At 37.6% G+C, this 25,675-nt stretch carries 15 protein-coding genes; 9 read left to right on the top strand and 6 right to left on the bottom strand.

The window, feature by feature from the left end; all coding sequences use genetic code 11:
- Positions 1–468 precede the first annotated feature (468 nt).
- Positions 469–942 carry a hypothetical protein gene (locus tag ABIB50_RS18770; RefSeq protein ID WP_429382223.1) on the top strand — a complete coding sequence of 158 codons (474 nt, stop codon included), beginning with the start codon at positions 469–471 and terminating at the stop codon, positions 940–942.
- Positions 943–2,358: 1,416 nt separating this feature from the next.
- Positions 2,359–2,637 (top strand): hypothetical protein, encoded by a 279-nt coding sequence (locus tag ABIB50_RS18765; protein ID WP_429382221.1) that lies wholly within the window; start codon positions 2,359–2,361, stop codon positions 2,635–2,637.
- A 297-nt stretch (positions 2,638–2,934) separates the two neighbouring features.
- Here ABIB50_RS18765 and ABIB50_RS18760 read toward each other — a convergent pair whose 3' ends face one another.
- Positions 2,935–3,339, bottom strand: coding sequence for a response regulator (locus tag ABIB50_RS18760; RefSeq protein ID WP_429382219.1), 405 nt, complete (start codon positions 3,337–3,339; stop codon positions 2,935–2,937).
- 631 nt (positions 3,340–3,970) lie between these two features.
- Between ABIB50_RS18760 and ABIB50_RS18755 the strand changes: the two genes are divergently transcribed.
- A complete protein-coding gene (locus ABIB50_RS18755; protein WP_429382216.1) occupies positions 3,971–4,390 on the top strand; it encodes a hypothetical protein in 420 nt (139 codons plus the stop codon).
- A gap of 287 nt (positions 4,391–4,677) precedes the next feature.
- Positions 4,678–5,103: a hypothetical protein gene (locus ABIB50_RS18750; RefSeq protein WP_429382214.1), complete on the top strand. Its 426-nt coding sequence runs from the start codon at positions 4,678–4,680 to the stop codon at positions 5,101–5,103.
- Positions 5,104–5,331: 228 nt separating this feature from the next.
- Here ABIB50_RS18750 and ABIB50_RS18745 read toward each other — a convergent pair whose 3' ends face one another.
- The 4 genes from ABIB50_RS18745 to ABIB50_RS18730 all read right to left on the bottom strand — a co-directional run bounded on the left by ABIB50_RS18745 (position 5,332) and on the right by ABIB50_RS18730 (position 9,784).
- Positions 5,332–5,577 carry a hypothetical protein gene (locus ABIB50_RS18745; protein ID WP_429382212.1) on the bottom strand — a complete coding sequence of 82 codons (246 nt, stop codon included), beginning with the start codon at positions 5,575–5,577 and terminating at the stop codon, positions 5,332–5,334.
- A gap of 532 nt (positions 5,578–6,109) precedes the next feature.
- Positions 6,110–6,526 carry a response regulator gene (locus ABIB50_RS18740; RefSeq protein WP_429382210.1) on the bottom strand — a complete coding sequence of 139 codons (417 nt, stop codon included), beginning with the start codon at positions 6,524–6,526 and terminating at the stop codon, positions 6,110–6,112.
- 45 nt (positions 6,527–6,571) lie between these two features.
- Positions 6,572–8,035, bottom strand: coding sequence for a PAS domain-containing sensor histidine kinase (locus tag ABIB50_RS18735; RefSeq protein ID WP_429382208.1), 1,464 nt, complete (start codon positions 8,033–8,035; stop codon positions 6,572–6,574).
- 462 nt (positions 8,036–8,497) lie between these two features.
- Positions 8,498–9,784 (bottom strand): WcaI family glycosyltransferase, encoded by a 1,287-nt coding sequence (locus ABIB50_RS18730; RefSeq protein WP_429382206.1) that lies wholly within the window; start codon positions 9,782–9,784, stop codon positions 8,498–8,500.
- A gap of 920 nt (positions 9,785–10,704) precedes the next feature.
- Here ABIB50_RS18730 and ABIB50_RS18725 point away from each other — a divergent pair.
- Entirely contained in the window at positions 10,705–10,998 is a 294-nt protein-coding gene (locus tag ABIB50_RS18725) for a hypothetical protein (protein ID WP_429382204.1), read from the top strand.
- Between the two features lie 130 nt (positions 10,999–11,128).
- On the opposite strand, the gene ABIB50_RS18720 is transcribed toward ABIB50_RS18725, so the two are convergent.
- Positions 11,129–11,380 carry a hypothetical protein gene (locus ABIB50_RS18720; RefSeq protein ID WP_429382202.1) on the bottom strand — a complete coding sequence of 84 codons (252 nt, stop codon included), beginning with the start codon at positions 11,378–11,380 and terminating at the stop codon, positions 11,129–11,131.
- Between the two features lie 851 nt (positions 11,381–12,231).
- On the opposite strand from ABIB50_RS18720, the gene ABIB50_RS18715 reads away from it, so the two are divergent.
- From ABIB50_RS18715 to ABIB50_RS18700, 4 genes are all read left to right on the top strand, one after another.
- Complete coding sequence (locus tag ABIB50_RS18715; RefSeq protein WP_429382200.1) at positions 12,232–19,596, top strand: amino acid adenylation domain-containing protein; 7,365 nt, start codon at positions 12,232–12,234, stop codon at positions 19,594–19,596.
- Positions 19,597–19,601: 5 nt separating this feature from the next.
- Positions 19,602–23,645, top strand: coding sequence for an amino acid adenylation domain-containing protein (locus ABIB50_RS18710; protein ID WP_429382199.1), 4,044 nt, complete (start codon positions 19,602–19,604; stop codon positions 23,643–23,645).
- 63 nt (positions 23,646–23,708) lie between these two features.
- Positions 23,709–24,332 (top strand): 4'-phosphopantetheinyl transferase family protein, encoded by a 624-nt coding sequence (locus ABIB50_RS18705; RefSeq protein WP_429382197.1) that lies wholly within the window; start codon positions 23,709–23,711, stop codon positions 24,330–24,332.
- Positions 24,333–24,628: 296 nt separating this feature from the next.
- Positions 24,629–25,675 (top strand): hypothetical protein, encoded by a 1,047-nt coding sequence (locus tag ABIB50_RS18700; RefSeq protein WP_429382195.1) that lies wholly within the window; start codon positions 24,629–24,631, stop codon positions 25,673–25,675.

Genomic DNA, 25,675 nt, shown 5'->3' with positions numbered 1-25,675 from the left:
GGAAAGTAATTTGAGAAGTCAAATTTTTCACTTAACTACGTTTTCGCCGTTTCCCGAGATATGACTTGAGCTTAAATTTTATAACTTATGGAAGCAAAAGTTTCATTTGTTGTTATAAAATTAATAATTAATGGGTTTTTGATCATTGTCGTAAATAAGTTATTGAATAGCTATAAAGTAGAGATGGCTAATGTTAATGCATGTCAGTTTGAGCTATTCAAGAGATTTATTTCAAGCGCCAATTAGGTTTCCGGCTTGATGACTCAATGTAAATGTTTCAAAAATTAATGCGTTAGACGTATTTATCTTAAGCCTGTTTATTTTAGTATTTACACGCAAAAAACAGTAGCAATCGAGGGTAGTTAGGCGGTAAACCTAATTAGAAATGCATTGGCAATTACAGTTGGTTAGCGGAAACTTGTTTCCTAAATTGCAGTTGTAAGAAAATAATTTAACTTTAAACTGTTTATGAAAGTACAAGATTTTAGAATTGGAAATTACGTGCGTGCCTCCGTCTACGGCAAAGGTGTAAGGGAATGGATACATGCTACAGGTAAGATCGATGCTATTCCATCTGAGACTCAAATTAAGATAGGTGAAGTTATCCTTTGGAACATCGATGGCATCAGCGGGATTGAGTTGGATGATGAATGGTTGCTAAAACTTGGCTTTAGTAAGCTTGACAGATGGTTACAATATGAAAAGAACTTATTTTTGCCGCAAGAATGTCTAAGTAGTATCACCGTATTTCAGCAGGTGGAAGCACCGCACTACACGCATGACCAAAAAAAATATTTTTTCATAAAGACCGGAGAAGTTCTACTCCGTAATGACGGTGTAGATGGCGAGCCTACCTCAGGGTTTGCGCCTTTTGAATACGTTCATCAACTTCAAAACTTATACTTCGCCTTTACCGGTGAAGAGCTAACTGTAAACTCCTAACAGCATGCTAACATATACTGAGATCGAATTTAAAAAAAATCTCTAAAAATTATATCGGACTATGCAATTAAGGGTAATGACGGCAAAATGAATTTGTGAGACGGTGATTAAACACATGGTGATGGTTGAGTGATTGAATACCGTTACAGAAGGGATATCCAACGATGTGAAAAAATCTACGACGTTTGGAATGGGGACTCCTATGTATAGCTATACGGTCGGACGTTGAATGCTTTGCAAACATATAAAAAGCTGTAATTACGGCTAATAATCTGCTCCGACTAAACTTCTCACTTACATTGCGAACACCTCAATTTTTTCCTTTGGGTGGATTTAAGGGTTTTTAAGTTTTAAATTGTAATTAATAGGAATCAAAAACGAGACGACTCGCAATTAAAATATATTTATCCCAGGTACGTATCCTGCTGGCGAAGCCTAAGCCGGCAGTGTCCTGCACTAACTCAGCCTCGGGTTTCATACTTTCTATTTATGCGGCAACATACAAGCTTTACAGGCGTAACAGTCTTGAAAGTTCGTAAGGCTGAATTGATACCATCAACTAGGATGGCCGACTTCATACCAAAAGTACGTATGGCCCCTAAAAAAAGTCCGGTACTTGCCAAGTAAAATAATCGTAATACATATGTTCGAAGTAGGCAGGTAGCCATCCGATCTGGTAAAAAACCATTAGCGCCAAATTCAAGGCATTAAAAGGCTAAAGTACCGTTTACAAACATTTGACTAATTTAGTGCTTCATTTATGCATAAGCAAAATTAATAAAAATCAGGGGAATGACCCGATGCGATACTAAGGGACTTTATTTTAATAACAATTTTGCCAGGAATATTCAGTCTTGCTAATTACTATGAATACGAAAATGTGTCGCCTTATTCGTGGAAGAGTTGGATAACAGACAAATTACAGCAATCTAAATCACGAGGAGCCTACCAGAGGAAACCATATTCTTACAATCGGCAGGATCGCTTATATTTAAACAAAACCAGAGGACAAACAAATTAGAAGGCTGACTGTAATTTGCAACCATTTGCGAATGGAAATGGCAGACTTTACTCACTGACAGCACCTTATCTAATTGCCCCTGCGAAAACTATTTATGCGTTAACTATCCACGCCGCCCCCCGCAGTAAGCAAAGCATTAATTTGGATAACCGAATACTATTATATATATGGGCGACTGCTAATCTCGCGCCTATCGGCTGGCTAGGCATGGCTTGGATAAATTGTGTTTTCAGCGGACTTAACCGTTCACTCGTAATACTAAAAGTGGCTTTCAACGTCTTCCAGTACCTATTGTTAGATGATGTCGTGAATACAAATTATCTAACTTATTTAATTTTTTAGCATTATATCTTTGATTTAGGGTAACTTATTGATTTTGATTACGTATCAAAAGTATGGGCGACAAAAAACTGAAAATTTTTATATTCGGTAAAAATTTTATAAATAAAGAAGAAAAGTTTGAAAGGGTACTGAATAAAATTCAAGCAAAATATTCTAAATGGTTTAACGAAAGCGCTCCACGAGAGCTCAATCAAAAACATAGCACGCTAAAAAGTCATCTTAGCAATTTCTTTAGAGGTAGCAAACGACGACTTGAATTTAGGCCTGACTCAAACATCCCAAAGACCATAAAAAAGGAATGCTTAGATGCGTATGATGTGATGTGGCCTTAAAAATAATCACCCTTAAGTTCTGTTGATTGAAGCTATTTTACAGCGGCTGCCCGGTTAAAAGCTCTTGCAATCATCCATATTAAAACGTCTTAAGCTAAATAAGTCATTTGAGGCTGAAGTGGAAATCAGAATTCTTAACATCATCGGTAGTATCCCTGGATTTTCCCGAAACTGATCTCCTGATGACGACGGAAGGTATTGCCAGTAATTCTAGTTATTCGTAGACTCTTTTGGGCTATTTTTAAGTGTTTTCTTAGGGCATTAGTGAATAGTGTAACGATTTATTTAATTATACTATCAGTATTTTTTACTTTTCATTCGTGCAATTTCTAAGAGCACATTATCAGTTAGAGTTTTTAAAATATAGCCGGTAATATCATTGTCCTTTGTGGCTCTTTGTATATCTGCTGGGCGAAGCGATGAGGATAGAATGAAGATCTTCGTATAATGACGGTTAATACCGATCTTTCTATATTCTTCAATAAAATCAAACCCATTCATAATGCGCATTCGAATATCGACGAATACCAAATCTGGTGTGATAAACTTTTCGCGGAGCATTTTAAGTGCGTCTTCAGGCGAATGGGTTACAACAAAGTTTTCTGCAAAATTAGCCCTTTCAATCATTTTTATGGTGATCGAGTTGTCAAGAAGATTATCATCAATTAACAGGCAATTTTTATAAGGATTATCATTATTCATTATTGTAACTTGACATAAGTTGTAATTGTCTACGTTATTCCTGCTGATAATGTTTAACATACTTATTAACACTATTCATCCAGTCCGGCGAAATATGCACGCTGTTAATTTAACTGTAATTTCTGGAGACTCCGATAGTTAACAATGGACTCGCATTATTAATTAGGCAAATTCGTACTGATTATATATCTTATTTCCATGTTCCACTAAAGAACCAAAACCACTCAGTCGCATGGGCATATCAAGAAAATTATTTCAGTGACTGCCTTTCCTGTTTTTAACAGGGATAGTACTTTTTACTAGCTTAGACGATTAGCACTTCACTTACAAAAGTGCCCATTTTTATAATTTTAAATTAATCACTATGGTAGCCCAATCTGACGGACTATTTTTTATTTTTCCTGTAGTCATATAGGGGTAAGGTAGCCTAGCTGTTTTACTGTTTACGTGGCTTTCTCAAGTTTATATTTTTGCAACACTCGTATTGGCGGAATTGAAAATATTGGTATTGGTACGATTATTTAAGAGGTAATTTGTTAGCCTTTTAAAATATTTTTTTACTGATGTGCAATGAAAATTTGAATTCTAAACATTTTGCTTTACTATTCCGTAAACATTGTAAACCACATTAATGAAGTTCGAAACATTATCACCGACGGAGAAACTTGATCTTTTCCTAAACACACTGCTAGTGATTGGGGATGGGGTTGTAGATGATAAAACGATAGCGCAGACATTCCACTGCGGATTATCTACCATTGAAGAAGTGGCAGATCGCCTGCTATCTGATGGATTTATAGAAGTTAAACAATTATACCCAGCTAAGAATTTGCAACAGATTTCAATTACAGCGGAGGGTAAATTATTTACCTCACATGGCGGATATGCTGGTAAGCAATTTGAACTTGATAAAAACTTCAGGGTGAATTATGGTGATAATTTTCATACATTTTCCAGACGGGTTAATCGTTTAATTAATATCCTGCTATTTGTGGGCGTTGCGACAGTAACATTAATATTTCTGTATTACCTTACTTATTATTCCAAGTAGGGGAGGGGTGTATTTCTACCCGCCCATTTAATTATTTCGGGCAGTATTATGACCGCGTGGTATCGCCCTTATAACCCATATAACTTCTGAAATTTATCCACATTCGACAAGCTTTTGCTGAGAAGTAATTACTGCCGACGAACGATCGATAAAAGGCACATAATTTCGCAATTCGGTAATTAGACTTTATTTGATTATAAGAGATCCATCCTCGTAATTTAATATTTACTCTACCTACCTGTAATTAATCCTTGCTTATTCAAGTGAAATTCATATATTGGATATCAATGGAAAATAATTACAATTTTGATAATTGCGGGCATGTGCTTATTCTTGACGCTATTGATAGATCTTTTCGTGAAATTTTTGATGCTAGCTTAGTTTTAGACAAATCTGGACGGTCTCCTTTTAAATACAATTCGGAATCAGTCGTTTCAAACAGACCAGACAATGATTTCGGCGAAATATTGTTAGATGTCCTAATGGAGGTATACGACAAGTTGGGCGAAGAGTTTATGTTCGTCATCGATGAATTGGTAAATGACTTGAAAAAGGTAACGGGTGATCTGGTTTTAAATTACTATGTTATCAATCTAAATTCTCCATTCTTATTCTTTGGACGAAAGGTCGTGCCTGAAAAGCGGGAATACGCCGACTTTGAAAATTTTATAGAAAATACTAAGAAAGAAATGTTAATTCGAATTAGCGGTTAATTTGATATGCCGGTCACGTTCACCCCGACCTGATTGACGCTGTTATCAAGACGGATTATTTAAGTCACATAATTTTGTGACACACAATCCGTGTTTGTTTGCCTCAATCGGCCAATCTTACCAGGGCCAATGTGATAGTCCGTCTGCCGACTTTAGCCTGAGATAAGCTAACGTAGGAAAGCTGTTAGCTGCAGCACTATTCTCTAGTTTTAATGCAGGAATTAAAGGCTAAAAATAGGTATTGGGAAAGAAGGCTTCATAAACTTTCGTGCATTGTTCACGAATGTCCTTCGGCAGTTCGGAATCGCTACGGAAACTGAAGGTCACATTATGGTTTTCCTTCATGATTTCTAGATGATTAATTAAAAGGTCATGATCTTGACTATCAAGAATGCCTTTTCTATTCTTGAACCATTCTATGTTTTTCTTTTCAATTAGGTTAAGCACACCTAAAAATACTTCAAGTTGCATCATACCACTTTCCTTTAGCTGAACTAGACATTCATAATATATTCATAGCTTTCGAACTAGCATAAAGATTTTAAATAATTTTATACTGAGATAACGTATTTGTACTCGAATTGTTTGTTGTACGAATTTATTTATATTCAATCGCTTTGTTCAGGTTTAGTCAGTATATAGAGATGTGGACTAGGATAAAGGTCAATTATCGTCTAAATTGGCGGCTTACGTGATTTTCGCGGAAGGTTGATTATTTCCGTCCGCGGCAAGATGCCTTCTCTTAGTTTTTCTCTAATTTATCGATTCAATAGTTCAGTGGCGGCCTCGGTGCCTGAAAAATTGCCGTATTAAAAGTTACTGATCATTCTATACGGTTCTCTAACTGGTTAGCTTATAAAGGCATAAAGGAACCTCAATCTCCAAATGAATATAATAGCAATTATGCGTTAAGCTTTAAAATTGGTTTATTTTAATTGATTCCCCTGTCGTTACTGCGGTAATGTTGTGGTCATCTAATTAGAATGTGCAGAATTCAAAGAAATGGTTAAGCACTTAACTTGTTTTGACCGAAGTTAAAAGCCGCGGTAAATTGTTCTGCGTCGATTGGCTTGACGATGTATTCCGTAATTTCGGGACAGCGTCTTGCTCGCACAATATCTGCATAATTTAGTGAACTGGTAACCATCAACAATGTTATTTGTTTGTCAAGTCGACTTTTTAGATCACTAAATGCATCTACGAATCCCCATCCGTCCATCACGGGCATATCTATGTCCAAAAATATAATATCCGGTAAATTTGCTTGATTTATAGGGCTTTTTAAATAACTAATAGCCTCTTCCCCGTTCGCAAATTCCAAGATATTAGGACAGAATTTTTTAATTGTAACGTACTTACGGAACCCATATTTGTAAATCTCATCATCATCGATAATCCAAGCTGTTTGTACATCTCTACTCATATTAAGTTTTACGTTGCGATTTAGCAAAAGGTTGCAACTTTATTTTTAACATAATTTAACAATGAATTTAGTTCCGATGTTTACCGTGCTTTCGACAGTTATGGAGCCGCCGAGCGCCTCAACCTGGTTGCGGGTGATATATAGTCCTATGCCTTGTGCATCTGCATTCCTATGGAACGTCTGATACATGCCAAAAATCTTATCGCCATTTAAGCTAAGATCTATACCTAATCCGTTATCTTCAAAAGTAACGTATATATTTTCATCATCTTTAAAACTTTCGCATTTAATAACTACCTGTCTAGAGGGATCACGATATTTTAAAGCATTGGTTAAAAGGTTAAAAAAGATACTTTCTAAATAGGCGGGCAAGTAATAAACATAGGGACATTTTGAGAAATCAAAGTTGATAATCGCATCGGCAGACTTAATATTGCTTTGCAGGGCGTTGACGATTGTATTAAACAATAACTCTAGGCTAATTAAAGTTTTTTCTGTTTTACCATCCGATTCGACTTTGACAATTTCGTTTAAATGACTAACCATTGTATTTAAGCTATTGCTAATAGTCTTGATATGATTAAAAGTTTCTGCCTTTTCTTTTCGCTCAGACGTTTCTTCATGAAGGTTTATCATAAAAGCTAGGTTCCCTACATATGAACGTAAGTTATGAGAAACGATATAGGCAAAATTTTGCAGTCGTTTATTTTGAAGATTTACTTGAGTAAGTGACGATTTTAACTGATGTTCGTTTTGCTTATTAGATGTAATATCCTGGATAACGCCACTGACTTTCAAACATTTACCAAAATTATCAATATTTGCTAAGGCTTTTATTTTAACCCACAGACTGTTTTTCCTTGCTGTTATTATTTTGAGATCCAGTTCGTAAGGCTTACCAAAATTAATACACAAGCCAGTTGCTTCTGAAAGTTTTAATTGATGCTCAGGTATAAAGAAGTTCGTGAAATTTTCTATTGTGCCTACTTGTTGATTGAGCTCAAAAATATCGAGTGCCTCATTATTAAAATGTAAAACATTCGTATCGACATCAAATTCCCAACATCCTAGTTTTATCAGTTTATTCGCTTCAGTAATGTGTTCATTCTTGGCCTTAACCTGAAGTTCAGTCAGTTTAAAATTGTGAACATTTACAATAGTGCCGGTTAATTTAGACTCATTATGTAAATTTGTTGAACTTTGAAACCATTGAAAACCTTTTTTAGTTAATAAACGAATAAAAATATTCTCAACATCAACCGATGGCGTGTGATATAAAGCAGTTAGAAAGGCTTTCCTATCTTCATGATAGAGGAGGCTGTTAATGAAGTTATTATAAGAACATTCTATCTCGCCAGGTTCATAACCCAAGACTTTGTAAAAACCCGTAGACCAGGTTACTTTCTTTGTATGAACGTCAAACTCCCATATTCCAGCACTGGCGGAGTTTATTATAGCTGCAAGATCATCTTTATCATTATTGAAAAGATAGGATTCAAATAAACTCATACATTCATTATACAAAACATCCTTTTCAAATTTTTAATAAATCACTAATTCTCGGCTCTTTGTTAACATTGTTTACACTAATAATTTTGTTTAGTAAAATCTAAATATAAACTATTTTTACAATATCTGCGATATACATTTCCATACTGGTTGAAAACACTACAAATAGGATCTGCCACGTGATAATAATAGTTTTTCACGGAACTACATTGGTTGAAAGCGTTAGTTAATAAATTGTCACATTGTTATTTAAACCTACTCATCCGTAAATTAATAATTAAAAGTAATTTAATCGCGATGCTCTGCTTATGCCATTTTAATCCCCTACACAAACATCTAAAGCCGTCATTCTGATAGCAATCTAGGTGTCAATTTTCTTGACCACACAAAGCCCAGTTTATTTATTATATAATATTAGTACCTCATTGAAACATCATAAAATATTGCAACTGTCAGTGATAATCAAATATTTACAAAAAGGCGCCTATCATCCGTCTTGGGGTCAATAGCTATGTCATTTACAAATCGGTTCATTACCGTATCTATATTTAAATATAGTAACGCATACTCTCTTGCGTTCGCGCGTTTTCCCTTCGTATCATCGTACGACGCCTGGATAATTTTTTCAGCCAGTTTCACATGATCATCGGGATCGACGATAAAGCCCACCTTAAATTTTTCTACCAGCGCATATAGCGAAGTGTCTTTTTCTGCGGTAATTAAACTTACGCCGCCAACAGCTAAAATAGTTTGTAATTTCGACGGCATTACCAAATCACCGATATATGCTTTTTGTACAATAAGATGTAAATCAGCAAGGTTCAAAAAGTCATTAAAATTAGCTTTCCCAACTAACGGAACAAAGGAAATATTATCCAGTTTTTTTTCCAAGACTATTTCTTCTAATTTCTTTTTATAAGGTCCGGTGCCGCAAATAACAAATTTGATATGCGCCTGTTCTTTTAAAAGCTCGGCGGCGTAGATAATATTTTCTAAACCCTGCTTTCCACCGATACTACCCGAATAAAGACAAATAAAGTCTGCTTTATTGAAACCCCATTGCTGCCGAATCAATGAATTATCCTCTATAGGAAAAAACTGTGACGTCTCTACCCAGTTTGGGAAGAATTTAATATCTCTATCAACCTTTGATTTGATTTTGTTAATCATACCGTGAGATATACTACTAACAACGTCACTCTTCTTTAAAATAACCTTTTCGGCTTTATGTAGTAACTGAAATAGTTTATTTCCTTTTAATATATTCGATTGTTGTGCAGCCTCTATTTGCAAATCCTGTATGTGATAGATTAATTTTCCGCCCCTGAAAGTCCGATATAATAATGCAAGGTAACCGATATGGAAGGGAGGAGCAACAGTAATGATATAATCAAAACTTTTGTCACAGAAGATTAATTTCAGAATTACAAAAAACATAGATATCGAAAACGATAAGTCATGCAATATTCTATTTCTTCCACTCAAATTATCGGGCACGTAAAGTGGACATCTATACAGCGTTACTTTCTCACCGGACTCAGCCAAAGAAAAAAATTCTTTTTTATACCACCCGTTTTTGTAAGGAGGCTGTACTTTCCAATAGGGGTAGTAGGGATAAGTAGTGACCACTGTGCAATTATAATCTTTCTTACGTAACCATTCTATCATTTCACCGCTGTATTTTCCGATGCCAGTTGGTTCAGGGAAAAAATTATGACCCATTAATAGGATTCTATTTTTTTCTATCATTTTAAATATTTCTTCATCATTATGTTAAAAAATAGCATAATAATCATTTGTGCGGCGATATATTATATAGAATTGTTGCGACAAAACATACAAAAGTTATATTGCTTCAGTCTTGCTCAATTCAAACAGGACTATTGCAAATTCAATTCTTTAATTCTCATGTACGCAAATTGTGCGAGCCAAGATGTCGATTAATTGCATTTTTACGGATTTAACAACAAAATAGTTTCGCTATACAATTTTAAACTTTATATTAAACGAACATTATGTAACATGTTTTTGTTTTTATGTTTGAATTGTTGAGCGGCGGGCCACAAATCGGCGTTTGTTATCAATGATAAACGCCGATTAAACTCCAATAAAAACACAACATTTAGTAAAATATATAAACACTTAATTACAATAATGTTAAGGTATTGTAGTTTATAAATAAGAACAACCTAACAGGCATTTAAATTAGCAACGTATTATTATAGCGGACATTGCCGATACTAAGGTTTAAGTAACGGCTTATATATGGCAGTACTATCGTTTATTATTTTTAACCGTTTGGCGCTAAAATGAATAATTAAAAATGTGGTGTCGGACCCATCGATCCAAAAGCCATTGTCAACCTGAAAATGTGCTTCTTTATCGGAATTTTTTATTGCCTTAGTAGACCTATTCCAATTAAAAAGCGAGCACGCCGTGAACTGGAATAATATGATTATCGAAATTATTATTTTTTTCAATTATGTATGCTGTAACTGTAAAAGTAGCAATTAATAATTATAGGAGATAATGTTGTAAATAAAATCAATCAAAACTAGGTGTCGTTAGCAAACCTACTTAGGAATTTAAATGATGTAGCTATTAAAAAATTGGATTAAATGCAACCTTAACAAAACCCAGTGCGTATAACCACTTAAAATACAAGAAAAATGAAAGCAAAGATAATCGCCGCCTTTAATGAGACCTTTGTTGCCGGACCGGCCGTAAGAAGGATTTCTTTGACCGAATTAGACAGAGACATGAGTTATACGGGAACTGTTGAATCAATTCGCGAAACAAATGGAAAAATAGAAGTTTCTTTATTAAATGTTGAGGTTTTTGAGTACTCGTCGTCCATGCCTTTGTATAACGTTTCAAAAATTAAAATTTCGCGTCCGGAAGAAGCGATCTTTTTGGAAGAATTAACAGAAAATAATACGGGGAACCAGCGAAAAATTAGCTAAGAATCCAGTTATCAAACTTTTTTGTCAAAAATTATTAGATTGGCAGCCCCAGGTTCACTAGAGTTACATGAGTTGCAACTTAATAACTAATAACCAGCAGCTTTTAGCTGGCATTACCAACAGTTTTTTTTCACCTAACCACTCTAAGGTTTAAAGATCGTCGTGGATCTTCGGGTATAAGCTCCATAGTTGGATAATTTACATATCTCGCAAACCATCTCAAAGCAGCGGGGATATTTTCCCACTGGCTCTCCTTTAAAATAAACTCAAATGCAATCGGTGCCCCGTGATAATCGCCGTAAAGCTGATATTTTTGAGTGTCGGGAATAAATTCTTCAGTATTCAGATCATAAATGCTTATTTGAAGATCGCTATTTGGCATAATTAAAGTATTTCGACCCTCAATCTTAACCAACTCAAATGACGTGGACCACATGGAACAAAGTTAAAAAAATAAGTAACAAGTAAATAATAAACAAAAAACTATAATCGGATTTATGTGTAGCAGCTGATGTTTTCCAAAAACTAACGAAACTAAAGTAGCTAAACTATAGCGACAGCTAATAGATTTGTGATCAGCATTAAAAATAATGTAATTTGGGGTGATAACTTTAACCTATGGGTTACCAGGTGTCATAGGTGGCAAATGAAACTTTCAGCATAATAGAAGTATTTTGACGCGGTAAATTTTTGTCTTTATTAGCTAATTGCTTACAAGCTGTTTTTAGCTCTGTTTATTAATTCAAAAAAAATGTGGCCAATAGCCTTCTTGTGCGAGTTTACCCCTTCCTATTACAATTTGGTTTATATTGGTAGCTAATTCAAAAAAGATGGTTTTGATGTCAGCAGTCTGTTTAGGACTCGGCTGTAAGACCATGAACATTTAGTGGGAATTTCATTTTCCGTCAGAAAAGGCCAGTGAAAAGGAGGTAAAGGCTCCTTGTATAAGTTTTCAATCGTCATGCATTTATCTCGCGATATTGTTCGTAATAAAATTAATGATTGCAATTTTTCGACATTTAATCTTAATTTTATTAAATCGTTTGATCATCGCTTCAGTTATTTACTATGACTTACGATATGTTATTTAAACCAAACTAATTTACAAGTTTTTTCGTAGAAAGCAGCTAACTGCCCAACCCAAGAAAGAGGGAATGGCGGTGACCGAAGACGGTCAGAAGAAATTGTTTAGTTAATTGGGTCAAAGCCCTTGTAAAACCCTTGTCTCTATTTATGAATTCTGAAGATATTTTCCAGTTTTGGGAACAAAAGTTCAAAAAATTGATCTTGAACGATCTTCCTTACGAACATCCAAACCCTAGCTCTGCTTCTGATCGCCATACTTTAAAACTTGAAATCGGTAAGGATATTGCTGCAAATGACGGATTTCTTATTATAAATGACAATAAATCATTGTTTGGTCTCTTTTTTACCGTGTTTAACATAATACTTTACCGGTATACCGCACAAACAGAACTAACAGTTATGGTACCAGTTGACCTTGACAATTCGGCCGGCGATCGATCAAGCGAAAATATTTTGCCAGCGCAGACAAAGATGCAAGGCACTGAATTGGTTTCAGACTTATTAAAGGAGGTTCTTTTGGAAATGAAGGAGCTTCAGAAATATAGTCAGGTGGGTATAGAGAGTGTACTTAAAGAAATAAAGCTTGAAAGCAACGTACTCGACCAAATACTTTTTACGTTTGACAGTCGCCCGGATGACGCCGCTGACGGGGAAAATGGCTTAAAGCCTATATATGATTCAGCCAGATTTGATCTGCACGTTTCGATCACGAAATCGGCGGGCACCCTGATTATATCAATAAATTATGCTGTAAGTCTTTTTTCAGAATCGACAATATCGCATTTTTTGGCTAATTACAGGGAACTTTTAATTAGTTTAGCCGATCAATGCGACGTTCCAATCGATTTGCTGCGCATTTTGTCGCCTCAAGAACGTTCGCTTTTGTTGCTGGAATTCAACAGTACCCAAACAACCTATGATAAAGATAAATCATTTATTGATCTTTTTGAGGAACAGGCGCTAAAGACACCTGCTAACACTGCCTTGGTATTCGGAGCAACCCGATTTAGTTATGACCTGCTTAATGAGCGCTGCAATCAACTCGCGCGTTTGCTGATTCAAAAGGGAGTTAAAGCTGAAACTCTTGTCCCGATTTGTATAAGCAGGTCTGCTCAAATGATCATTGCCATACTAGCTGTAATCAAAGCTGGCGGGACGTATGTTCCAATCGACCCAGATTACCCTGCTGACAGGGTTCAGTATTTGCTGGAAGATTTGGAAACAAAACTTGTGTTATGCGACAGCTCATCAGAACATCTTATTGCCAAAAATTTACAGATTGAGGTTATAAACCTGTCAACGGACTGGTATACTATCACTAAATTGGCCTCGGATAATTTAAAGATGCCGTATAAGCCGCAAAACCTGGCTTATGTAATTTATACTTCGGGTTCCACTGGCAGGCCAAAAGGCGCCGGCGTATTTCACAGTGGTATCGTCAACTTGCTGCAATGGTATATTAAAGAGTTTAATATCAACAATTTAGACAACACAATAATCATCAGTTCAATTGCTTTTGATCTGACGCAAAAGAATATCTATTCAACATTAGTAGCAGGCGGAAAACTTATAATTCCTGAGATTGCGAAATTTGATAGCCAGGCAATAATAAACACTATAAAGGCAGAAAAAGTTACCATTATTAATTGCGCGCCCAATGCCTTTTATCCCTTAGTTGAAGACAACGACTGTTTGGAATCGATCGACAGTTTAAGACTTGTTATCCTAGGTGGCGAACCTATTCAGCTGAATCGCCTGGAACGCTGGCTCTCTGAACCAAGCTTTAAAAGTGAAATCGTCAACAGTTATGGTCCCACGGAATGTACCGACATTGCATCTTTCTACCGAGTTGGCCAGCCCCAAAGATTTATCAATAGAAATATCCCCATTGGTCGGCCAAATGATAATGTCCAACTCTATATATTAAGCCAGTCGGCCCAGCTGCAACCTATTAATGCCATCGGAGAGATTTACATTGGCGGGGCAGGGGTCGGAGCCGGCTATCTAACGGACAAGGATCTGACGGAAAAGAAATTTATTAATAGTCTCAGTGAATTTGGCAAAACGCTCTATAAAACCGGCGACCTAGCTCGGTGGCTACCAGACGGAAACATCGAATACCTTGGGCGGATAGATCATCAAGTCAAGATCAACGGGAATCGTATTGAATTGGGTGAAATTGAAACGATATTTCACAGTTTTCCCGGCATTAGGCAAGCTGTAGTTGTTGTCAGGGATGAATCAAACGGTTTGAAGCGATTGATCGCTTATTTTGCTGCTGAATACGATGTAGATCATGTGAAGCTTAATGTATTTTTAATGTCAAAATTGCCAAAATACATGATCCCAGCTGTCTTGATCAAGCTGGATAGGATTCCGCTAACTTCAAATGGCAAAGCGGACCGTAAGGCGCTTGCCGAAAAAGTTGTTCGCAGTCCGGAGTTGTTAAAATATCAAATAACCAACAGCGAGTTAGCAACGCATATCACTAATTTATGGAAGGACTCATTAGCCCTAGCGACAATTGTCATCGAGGATAACTTTTTTGAACTGGGAGGGAATTCCTTGTTAGCTTCAAATTTTGTTTCCGCCTTAAAACGTCTTTATGGTTACGAGTTGCCGGTAACAAAATTATATCAATACCCCACTATTGAGGGGTTGTGTCAATTTTTGAGCGGGAAAGACCAGGACAGGTCTATTGAGGTAGCAAAGAATGAATCAACTGCTAAAAAAAGGGATATTGCCGTAATTGGCATGGCAGGACGTTTCCCGGGCGCAGAAACGATTGAAGATTTATGGGATATATTGAAGGAAGGAAAAGAAACAATTTCTTTTTTTTCGGACGATGAGATCGATTCAGCTATACCAACGGGTTTGAAAAATGACCCGGATTATGTTAAGGCAAGAGGTATTATTGAAAATGCCAAGAATTTTGATCCTGCTTTTTTTGGACTAAATGTGAAACTAGCTCAGGTAATGGATCCCCAACAGCGGATATTTTTAGAAATAGCCTGGGAAGTATTAGAAAAGACCGGCCATTTACCACAAAAATACAAAGGTGAAATCGGTGTTTATGCAGGATGTGGAAATAATACTTATTACCTGAATAATATACTTAAAAACAAAACCATCAGAGACCAGGTTGGCGAGTTCAGGACAATGACAGTAAATGAAAAGGATTATATTTCTTCCCGTACTGCCTATCAATTAAACTTGAAAGGCCCGGCTGTGAGTGTTTATTCCGCGTGTTCCACCTCGTTATTGGCAGTTGCCCAGGCGGTTGATGCCATTAGAAATGGACATTGCCAGGTCGCATTAGCCGGAGGCGCAAGTATAACGACTCCAATCAAAAGTGGCCATTTGTATCAGGAAGGGTCTATGATGAGCAGTGATGGCCATTGCCGTTCCTTCGATGCGTCAGCAAAAGGCACAGTTTTTAGTGATGGGGCAGGGGTCATTTTGTTAAAAGACCTCGAAGCCGCAAAAAATGACGGGGATGAGATTTTCGCCGTAATTAAAGGAATCGGACTAAATAATGATGGCAGCGACAAAGGCAGCTTTACTTCACCTAACGCCGAGGGACAAGCTTACGCAATAAAAAAAGCTTTAGCAGATGCCGCAGTCGATCCTGATACTTTACAATACATTGAAGCGCACGGTACGGCGACACCAATTGGCGATCCAATTGAGCTTGAAGGCTTAAGAATGGCTTTTAGCGATCAGCAGCATAAGCAATTTTGCGCTATTGGTTCCATTAAAAGTAATATGGGACATTTAACGGCCGCGGCTGGGGTTGCAGGATTGATTAAAACAGCTTTGGCCTTACGCCACAAAAAAATACCAGCCTCTGTTGGGTTTAAGCAGGCTAATACTGAAATCGATTTTGCAAACAGCCCCTTTTATGTAAACACCGCTTTGAAAGACTGGGATTCAGCAAGTATACGTCGGGCTGGGGTAAGTTCATTTGGAATAGGCGGAACAAATGTCCACGTGATTATGGAAGAATTTATTGACGACCGCGTTTTCACTGTTAGCGATCGGCCCTTTGAACTGATAACCTGGTCAGCGAAGTCCCCCGCAAGCAATGAGCGCTATGCTGCGAAACTTGCAAAATTTTTGGAAAAAGATAAAGCGTTGGTGTTAGCTGATATCGCTTACACTTTACAAAAAACACGTGTAGGTTTTGATACCAGGAGCTACTTAGTGGTGAGTGATCTAGCCGACCTTCAACGAAAGTTGGTTGGCGCTTACGGCGGCAGTGAGCCCAATTTGTCAAAGGACAGCTCAAGGCAAACTGTTTTTATGTTTCCGGGACAAGGCACGCAATATCTTGACATGGGAAAAGATTTATATGAACACGAAATAGTTTATCGTGAAGCCATTGATGAGTGTGCCAATCATTTGAAAGAGTATTTGGATACTGACATAAGGTCAATAATTTTCCCTTTAAGCACTGATTCTATCACTGAAGAGCGTCTTAATAACACCCGATATACCCAATCGGCGTTGTTTGCGACTGAATATGCACTGGGTAGATTGTGGATAAGTTGGGGTATTACGCCATCCGTGTTATGCGGGCACAGCCTTGGTGAATTTGTTGCGGGGTATTTCGCGGGGATTTTTTCTTTACCGGATGCATTAAAATTAGTTGCAATTCGCGGCCTTATGGTGAGTGAGCAGCCAACTGGCAGCATGATGGCAGTCAAGATGCATGTTAAAGAAGCTTCAAAAACTCTATTCAAGAGTTTATCCGTTGCGGCTGTAAACAGTGACAGCCTCTGTGTTATAGCCGGCCAATGTGAAGACATAACCATTCTAGCTGGTTTATTGGGGAACCAAGGCGTAGCCTTCATAATGTTAAACGCTCAGCACGCTTTTCATTCGGCTATGATGGATCCGGTCGTCGAAGCGTATAAAGAAGTTGTTACAAGCATTGACTTAAAAAGGCCACTAAAACCTATCATTTCAAGCGTAACTGGAACGTGGATGACCGACCAGGAAGCAATGGATCCGCAATATTGGGCGAGCCACCTTCGGAGAACCGTGCTTTTTTCTACTGTCATTGATGAAATTTTAAAGGTAGATCATAACGTTTTTTTGGAGATCGGTCCAGGTAATACCCTAGGTGGTTTTGTTAAACAAAAGGCTTCAGCTGAAACTAAGGTTCTAATTAGTTTGCCTGCAGGTAGAAATCCACAAACAGACTATGAATGTATTTTGCAAACCCTGGGGTTACTATGGTCAAAGGGCCTAAGCCCCGACTGGGATGCTTTTTATGCAGGGCAAATTAGAAGAAAGATAAACCTTCCGACCTATGCGTTCGAAAGAATTTATTGTTGGGTCGATCCTGAGGATGACTCAAAAGAATTTTCTGAAGAAGCAAATAAACTAATGCCCCTAATACAACCGTCAACTCAGGTAGAAATGAAAAATTACAACTCTGCCAAAAGGGAGAGATTAACAGAGCGGATCACAGAGATCGTAGTTAATACGTCTGGTATAGAAATAGACAGCCCTTCATTTGATAGATCTTTTTTTGAGGTCGGGTTAGACTCCCTCTTATTAACTCAATTAGCGCTTGCGCTAAAAAATCATTTTAAAATTTCAGTCACCTTTAGGCAACTTAATGGGGAATTGGGTACGGCAACATTACTACTAGACTATCTAATCGAAAATCTCCCGGAAGCTTATTATGACGCTGAATTTCCTACCCAGGCTGCAAACGATGTTGATCACGCATTATTTTTGGTTAAACCGAGGGATGACTCAGCCGTAAATGAAACCGTGTTAGGGATGATTGCTCAACAATTAGAATTGCTGACAAAACAAGTAGAGGGATTACAGGAAAAGAATAGTTTCAAAAATGATTCGGCACTTACATTAACAAATTACAAACAGAAAAGTGGGGCTCTCGCTGATGGCTTTAAGACTTCAGTGGAGATTGACCCGGATTTAAAGAAACCATTTGGAGCAATGCCCCGAATTGATCGAGTGGTTGTTAATCTTACAAAAGATCAACAGATTTTTTTAGAGCGGCTCGCACACAAATATAATCTTAAAACGGCGAAAAGTAAAGCTTATGCACAAGATCATCGGGCACAGATGGCTGATCCGAGAGTGGTTTCAGGATTTAAACCCTTAACAAAGGAAATTATTTATCCGCTCGTGGTGAACAAATCAAAAGGTAGTAAACTCTGGGATATTGATGGAAATGAATACATTGATGTATTAAATGGATTTGGCTCAAATTTTCTAGGGTACCAGCCAGAATTTATAAAAAATGCGCTGAATGATCAGCTGGAACAGGGTTACGAAGTAGGGCCGCAACATGAACTTGCCGGCCAGGTATGCAAATTAGTCTGTGAATTTACTGATTTTGACAGGGCAGCATTATGCAATACTGGATCAGAAGCCGTTTTAGGGACCATGCGTATTGCGCGAACGGTTACTGGCAGATCGTTAATTGTTGCCTTTTCCAATTCCTATCACGGTATCATGGATGAAGTTTTGGTCAGAAGTTCCAAAAACTTAAAAACCTTTCCTGCTGCGCCGGGAATTATGCCAGGCGCAGTCCAAAACATGTTAATTTTAGACTACGGTACAGCTGAAAGTCTTAAAATAATAAAGGAAAGGGCCAATGAGCTTGCAGCAGTATTGGTAGAGCCGGTGCAGAGTCGCCGACCCGATTATCAACCATTAGACTTTTTAAAACAAGTGCGTAAAATAACCAGCGAGTCGGGTACGGCGTTAATATTCGACGAGGTTATCACGGGCTTTCGTATGCATCCCGGGGGTGCCCAGGCATTGTTTGACATTAAAGCTGACATTGCCTCCTATGGCAAAGTTATTGGTGGCGGACTACCGATAGGTGTGATTGCCGGAAAAAAACACTTCATGGACGCGCTCGACGGGGGATTCTGGGAGTTTGGGGATGACTCAATTCCTGAAGTAGGAGTAACCTATTTTGCAGGTACTTTCGTAAGGCATCCGCTCGCGCTGGCAAGCACCAATGCGTCATTACAGTACATGAAAAACGCAGGACCAGCACTGCAAAAAAGGATTAATCAAAAGGCAGAAAAGTTGGCTCTAACATTAAATCGAGAATTTGAATCCCGTGGACTTCCTTTATATGTTGCGTATTTCGGTTCAATGTGGAAAATAAGATTTAAAGCCGAGATCCCTTACTGCGAACTCCTTTTTACGTTGATGCGATATAAGGGTATTCATGTGTGGGACGGGTTCCCTTGTTTTATGACTGAAGCTCATACAGCTGAAGAAATTAACTCAATAAGTGAGCTGTTCCTGGCCAGCCTCGATGAAATGACTGCAGCAGGTTTTTTTAGCGAAACAACCGGCGTTCCGACGCTGAGTAAAGATAAGTTTGGAGACGATCAATTAAAAAATCCCCCGATACCCAACGCAAGATTAGGTAGAGATAAGGAGGGTAACCCCGCGTGGTTCGTAATAAATCCAGATATTCCAGGAAAGTATTTCCAAATTGATAATAAATAGTAGGTATGTTTGATTCGGTCAATAACTTGATTTTAACTTCAGTAGACTTCGATCCTTTTTCGGGGATTGAGATCTCCCACCTTGCGCCTTCTACGGACTCACAAAAAGAAATTTGGGCTTCGTGTATCATCGGTAGCGATGATGCGAACCGCGCCTATAATGAGTCTATCTCTCTTTGCCTGGAGGGACCGTTAAATTTTACCGCGTTAGAGGAGGGTTTCACGACATTAATCAAGCGAAATGAGTCTCTTCGCTCGGTTTTCAGCGCTGATGGTAAACATATCTGTATTCTAAAGGATATCCCTTTTAAGTTATTGTACCAGGACCTGTCAAGTTTAATTCCACTGGAACGAAATATTGTTTTAGATAATCAGCTAAAGCAAGAGGTTTTACATGTATTTTCGCTGACTCATGGTCCTTTGTTACGTGTAAATCTCCTGAAATTAAACCGTGCGGAACATCTATTGACGATCACTTGTCATCACATCATTTGCGATGGCTGGTCAACAGGAATCTTACTTCAAGATTTAGCCAATGTTTACTCCAGCTATACTAATAACCAATTCGTTGATTTTAATGTTTCTTCGCCATTTACGAAGTTTGCAATTGATCATAATAACTTTTTGCAGACGGAAGCATACCAAAAAACCGAGCAGTTTTGGCTGAAAAAGTTTAATGATAGGATACCTGTTTTGAACTTACCCACCGACTTTGAGAGACCTGCTGTTCGAACCTATAAAAGTAATCGTTTGGATTATGCGATAAGTGACAAGTTAATTACAGACTTAAAAGACGTTGGTGTCCGAAACGGCTGCAGCTTGGTAACGACTTTAATGGCTGCATTTGAAATTTTCTTGCATCAGGTCACCGGACAGGATGATATTATCATCGGCTTACCCGCGGCCGGGCAGGCTACCATGGCTAATGATAGGTTGATTGGGCACTGTGTTAATTTATTGCCTATTCGGAGTAAGTTTAATCCCGCACTCAGTTTTTTAGAATTTTTAAAAGAGCGGAGAGAAGACCTGTTGGATATTTATGAATTCCAGCAGCTGTCATTTGGTAGTTTACTGAAAAAGTTAAGAATTACACGGGATGTAACTAGGGTTCCTTTAATCCCAATAGTGTTCAATATTGATATTGGTTTGACAGCTGGCGTAAATTTTGATGGCTTAAATTTCAAAGTAATCAGTAATCCTAGAGCGTTTGAAAACTTTGAAATTTTTTTAAATGCAACAGGAACGGCGCAAGCATTTGTTTTTGAATGGTCGTATAATACGAATCTTTTTAAATCGTCATCTATCGCTCAAATGATGGCTGGATTAGAAAATGTCATAAAAGCAATTATAACTGACCCAAATAAGCAGTTGGGAGACCTACTGGTTGCAGAAACGAAAAGTTATCCAAGACTCGGCCAAGAATCCAAACTAAACAATATTTCAGTAGGCCTCGTTATCGATTTGATTAATAAAGCCGCAAGTGCTCACCGCGATAAAACGGCGATGGTGTTTCGAGATGAGCTTTTTTCTTTCAAAGATTTAAATCAAAAAGCAAATCAACTCGCAAGGCATTTAAAACATAATGGTATAACGAAAGGCCAAGTAGTCGGCTTGGCATTGGATCGGTCCCCAAATCTGTTCGTTTCAGTGTTGGCTATCATGAAATTAGGTGCGACGTTTTTGCCAGTTGATCCTGAACTTCCACAAGAACGCATTCAATTTATTTTGAGCGATTCGTCAGCAGTGCTGCTGATTACATCAGCTAAATTTAAAAAGCTTGCTGATCCTACCAAGCGACTTCTTATTGAAGATGCCTTATTAGGAGCTGCTTCAGAGGCTAACTCCAATTTCTCCCTCGACGTTTCAGGCAAAGACATAGCGTATATTATTTATACTTCTGGTTCGACTGGTCAGCCAAAGGGAGTCTTAATAACGCAGGTCGGGTTAGCGAATTATATCCACAATAGTATACAGGATTATTCAACCGATCTTATAGGCAATACCGGAACCTTTTTTCACCTTTCGCTAAGTTTCGACGCAGCACTTACGGCAATTTTTGTTCCATTAATTATTGGAAAAGCAATAGTCATAAGTTCGGAGACTGCAGTGAACGTGTTTAATGACAGTAATCTAATTAAATACGCACCTTATGATTTTATTAAATTAACGCCAGCACAACTCTACCTATTGAAGACCGCCGACGACGCAAATGCGCGAAAGGTTACCAAGAAATTTGTTATTGGTGGTGAAGCGCTGCATAAGCGACACATTGATTTTCTGATTGAGGATTGCATTGATGCTGAAATCATTAATGAATATGGTCCTACCGAGACCACAGTCGGTTGTATCTCTTATAAATTCAATACGCTGGCAACTATTGACGGAAGCTCGGATGGCATCCCTATCGGAAAACCGATGCCTCAAGTCAAAATTTATATATTGGATCAAAACTTGAATCCGGTAGCCAACAATAGGACGGGTGAAATTTACGTGGGGGGAATACAGCTAGCGGCCGGGTATTTGAACAGGCCCGAACTGACTGACGAAAAATTTATAGCTAGTCCATTTAGTACAGGCAGCACAGAAAAAATTTACAGAACTGGAGATCTTGCCTATACATCAAACGGGGAAATCGTTTTTATTGGACGTTTGGATGACCAGCTAAAGGTTCGCGGCTACAGAATAGAGCCAGCAGAGTTGGAGTTGCTGTTGACAACGCAGGCAGCTATTCAACAAGCACAGGTAGTCGTTACTGAGGACAAACCGGGAGACCAGCGATTGATCGCCTATGTGGTGACTAATAGTAAACTGTCAAACGCGCAATTTAATGAAAAGGTGAAAGAGTGGAAGCAGGTCATCAGAAATAAATTACCAATATACATGTTACCTTCTGAAATTTTACAGTTGGAAGAAATACCATTAACAGCCAATGGTAAGATCGACAAACAAAAATTGAGCCGGTCATCAATTGCTACAGCACACAATTGTTTTAATCTAGCTCCGATGGAACTGTTGATCTCCGATATATGGAAAGACGAAATTGGTATTAAACACGTCGATATTCACGACGACTTTTTTGAATTGGGTGGCCACTCTTTGCTTGCAATAGAAATAATGAGCATTCTTGGGAAAAAGATTGGCCGCAAAATTCCCGTTTCAACTTTGCTGGAATATCCGACGGTTCAAAAACTGGCTGCGGTATTAAATAAAGGAACAAATTTATTTAGATGGAAATCGCTGGTGCCGCTCAAGCCAACGGGAACTAAAATTCCGATTTATATGGTTCATGGGGCCGGGTTAGGTGTGATGGTCTTCAATGAAATAGTGGCATCGCTTGATAAAGAACAGCCTTTTTTTGCCTTACAAGGGCTTGGGATAAACTCTGCTGATGAACCTTTTCAATCGGTTGAAGAAACAGCTGCTTTTTATATTTCAGAAATCAGACAGCATAATCCAACTGGACCTTATATTTTGGCCGGGTACTCAGATGGCGGAATTATCGCTTACGAAATGGCAAGACAATTGCAGGCTGCAGGATTGATTGTTAAAATGGTTGCCATACTTGATACTTGCATCGAAGTTACAAAAAAATCTAAGTTCGATAGGTTTCCTGTCAGGTTTAAAAGATCGCTGATTCGAGTATTTCCACGGCTATACCATGAATTCAAATGTATTTTCAGGTATCCACGAAAAGCCTGGGCTTATCAGTTGGAGTGTTTAAAAAACAGAATTATTTGCTTAGCGGAGAAGTTTGGTTTCGAGTTTCTTTTTGAACATGGCGAAAATCTCGTAGTAATTGACCGCGCAGTAGAAAAGTATGAACGCGCTATTTACGCTTATAATCTGCAATCCTATAATGGAAATATTGATTTATTTAGATCAACTATTCGGATGAATTACGTTGATGACCAGGAGTTTTTGGGCTGGAAACCTTTTGTTATGAAGGGTATAAAAATTCACGAAATACCAGGGGAGCATGAAGATATGTTGCTGCCCGGAAATTGTCACAAGTTTGCACTTATTTTTCAGGACGCCATAAGTGACAGTTAATATTTTATGGTGATTTTATTTGTCGCATGCTAATGAAATGGCTTTAACAAGTGAAGAAAGATAATGACAACTGTATTATACGCTAACATTTCGGACATATCTGATGCTGAAGTTCAACAACAAGCCAAGAAGTTACCTAATTTCATGTTGAAGGATATATCACGATTTAAACAAGCTAGCACGCAGAAATTAAAAATTATTGCCCGGTTGATGCTACTTCGTTGCTTAGAAAATTCCGGACAAGGGCGGCTAATTAATAAGTGGGAAATTGATGATCATCAAAAACCCCAAATTATAGGCTGGTTTCCGTTTAATATTTCGCATTCAGGTGATATAGCAGTATTAGCTTATGGGACTGAATCAGTCGGTGTTGACATCGAAAGAATTGTCGAACGAAAATATGAATTAATTGAATATTTTCACCCTTTAGAACAGTATTATATAAATTCTTCAAAAAACAAGTCGGATGCTTTTTTTGAAATTTGGGCTAAAAAAGAGGCTTTTTTAAAAGCATTAGGCGTCGGTTTAGGTTATATTGGAGAATTGAATGACTTTAATTGTCTAAATGACACTATTGCTTACCAGGGGATATACTGGTTCTTTCTCGAACTACCAATTGATTTAAAATACAAGAGTTATTTATGTGTTTTAAGAAAAGAATTTACTTTAAAAAATTTTTTTAAATAAAACAAGAATAATGATTCATCGTAGTTAAGCTCATTTATTATATATAGTAAGTTTTTAATAATTAACGTTAAATTATCTAATATAGCTAATTACACACGCAGGTACGCAATTACCTTCTGGCCATAGAATTATTGTCAAAGACTTATTATATTTGAAAACCAAGTGCAGCTTGTCAGTTACACTGGTTAATTTGCTACGTAAATACTCTTTCGAAACGGTGACGATGCAAGACGAAATTATTATTTATTGATAGATAACTTTACTCATGGGTGCTGAAAGCAACTGTAATGTACAAAATGACGATAAATTTAAGTATTGCTAAAGGAATAACTTTTTTATCGAATCAGCAGTTTGCAAATGGTGGATTTCGAAGTTATATGTCCAATAACGATGATATGTTGGCCTATGAGGGGTCATCCGCTGGCTGGTTCACTGAAGATGGGGTAGTATTTCCAACCCTACTCATCGGCAATTCACTACTGTTTTTGGCCGCTGACCCGCAGGTAGATAAAATTTTAAATAAAATAGCAGATTTTATATTGTCCCAAAAAAACAGGGGAAGTGTCTGGAATCATTTTACCCCATTACATTTTTTATATTCGTTATGTCCATTTGACCTTGATGATACGGCCTGTGCCTCATCTTTTTTAAAAGCGCGGAATATTGATTTTTCATCCAATCGTGCTCTCCTATTAAAAAATATAGATAGTAGAAACTTGTTTTACACTTGGATTTCTTTTCGGCGCCGGTTAAATTTTAATAAAACATACTGGATAACGTCATTAAGGGAATTAAAAAACCCACTCAAAAGTTTGTTCTTCTGGAAAAAAATGGCTTGCGATCGAGATGACGTTGATTTAGTGGTGAATGCCAATGTTTTATATTATCTAAGCGATGCACCTAACGCTAAGTACGTTATTAATTATATACTGGAAACAGTACAAAATAACCTTGAAATTGAAAGTGATAAATGGTATAAAAATATATCAACTATATACTATTTTATTTCACGAAATTATTACGCAGGTGTAAAGGAGTTACTACCCATAAAGCAGACAATGATAGATAGGATACTAAAGACGGCTAAGTCGAACGGTGCCATTGGCGAAAGCGTATTGGACACCGCGCTTGCCATATGCACATTGTTAAATTTGAATTGTTATGATTCCAGCATAAAGCTGGCTGTCGAATTCTTGATAAGTGAACAAATAGAAAATGGAAGCTGGGTCAAAAGAGGGTTTTATTATGACGGCCCTAAAAAACTGGTAAGTTGGGGCTCCGAAGAATTGACAACGAGTTTATGTTTAGAAGCTTTAGGGCGTTATGGCATGCTAACTGAATAA

Source organism: Mucilaginibacter sp. UYCu711 (assembly GCF_050433825.1).
In the GTDB taxonomy this organism is placed as follows: domain Bacteria; phylum Bacteroidota; class Bacteroidia; order Sphingobacteriales; family Sphingobacteriaceae; genus Mucilaginibacter.
The sequence above is the reverse complement of the archived record's forward strand: the minus strand, read 5'-3'. Positions and strand labels throughout refer to the sequence as shown.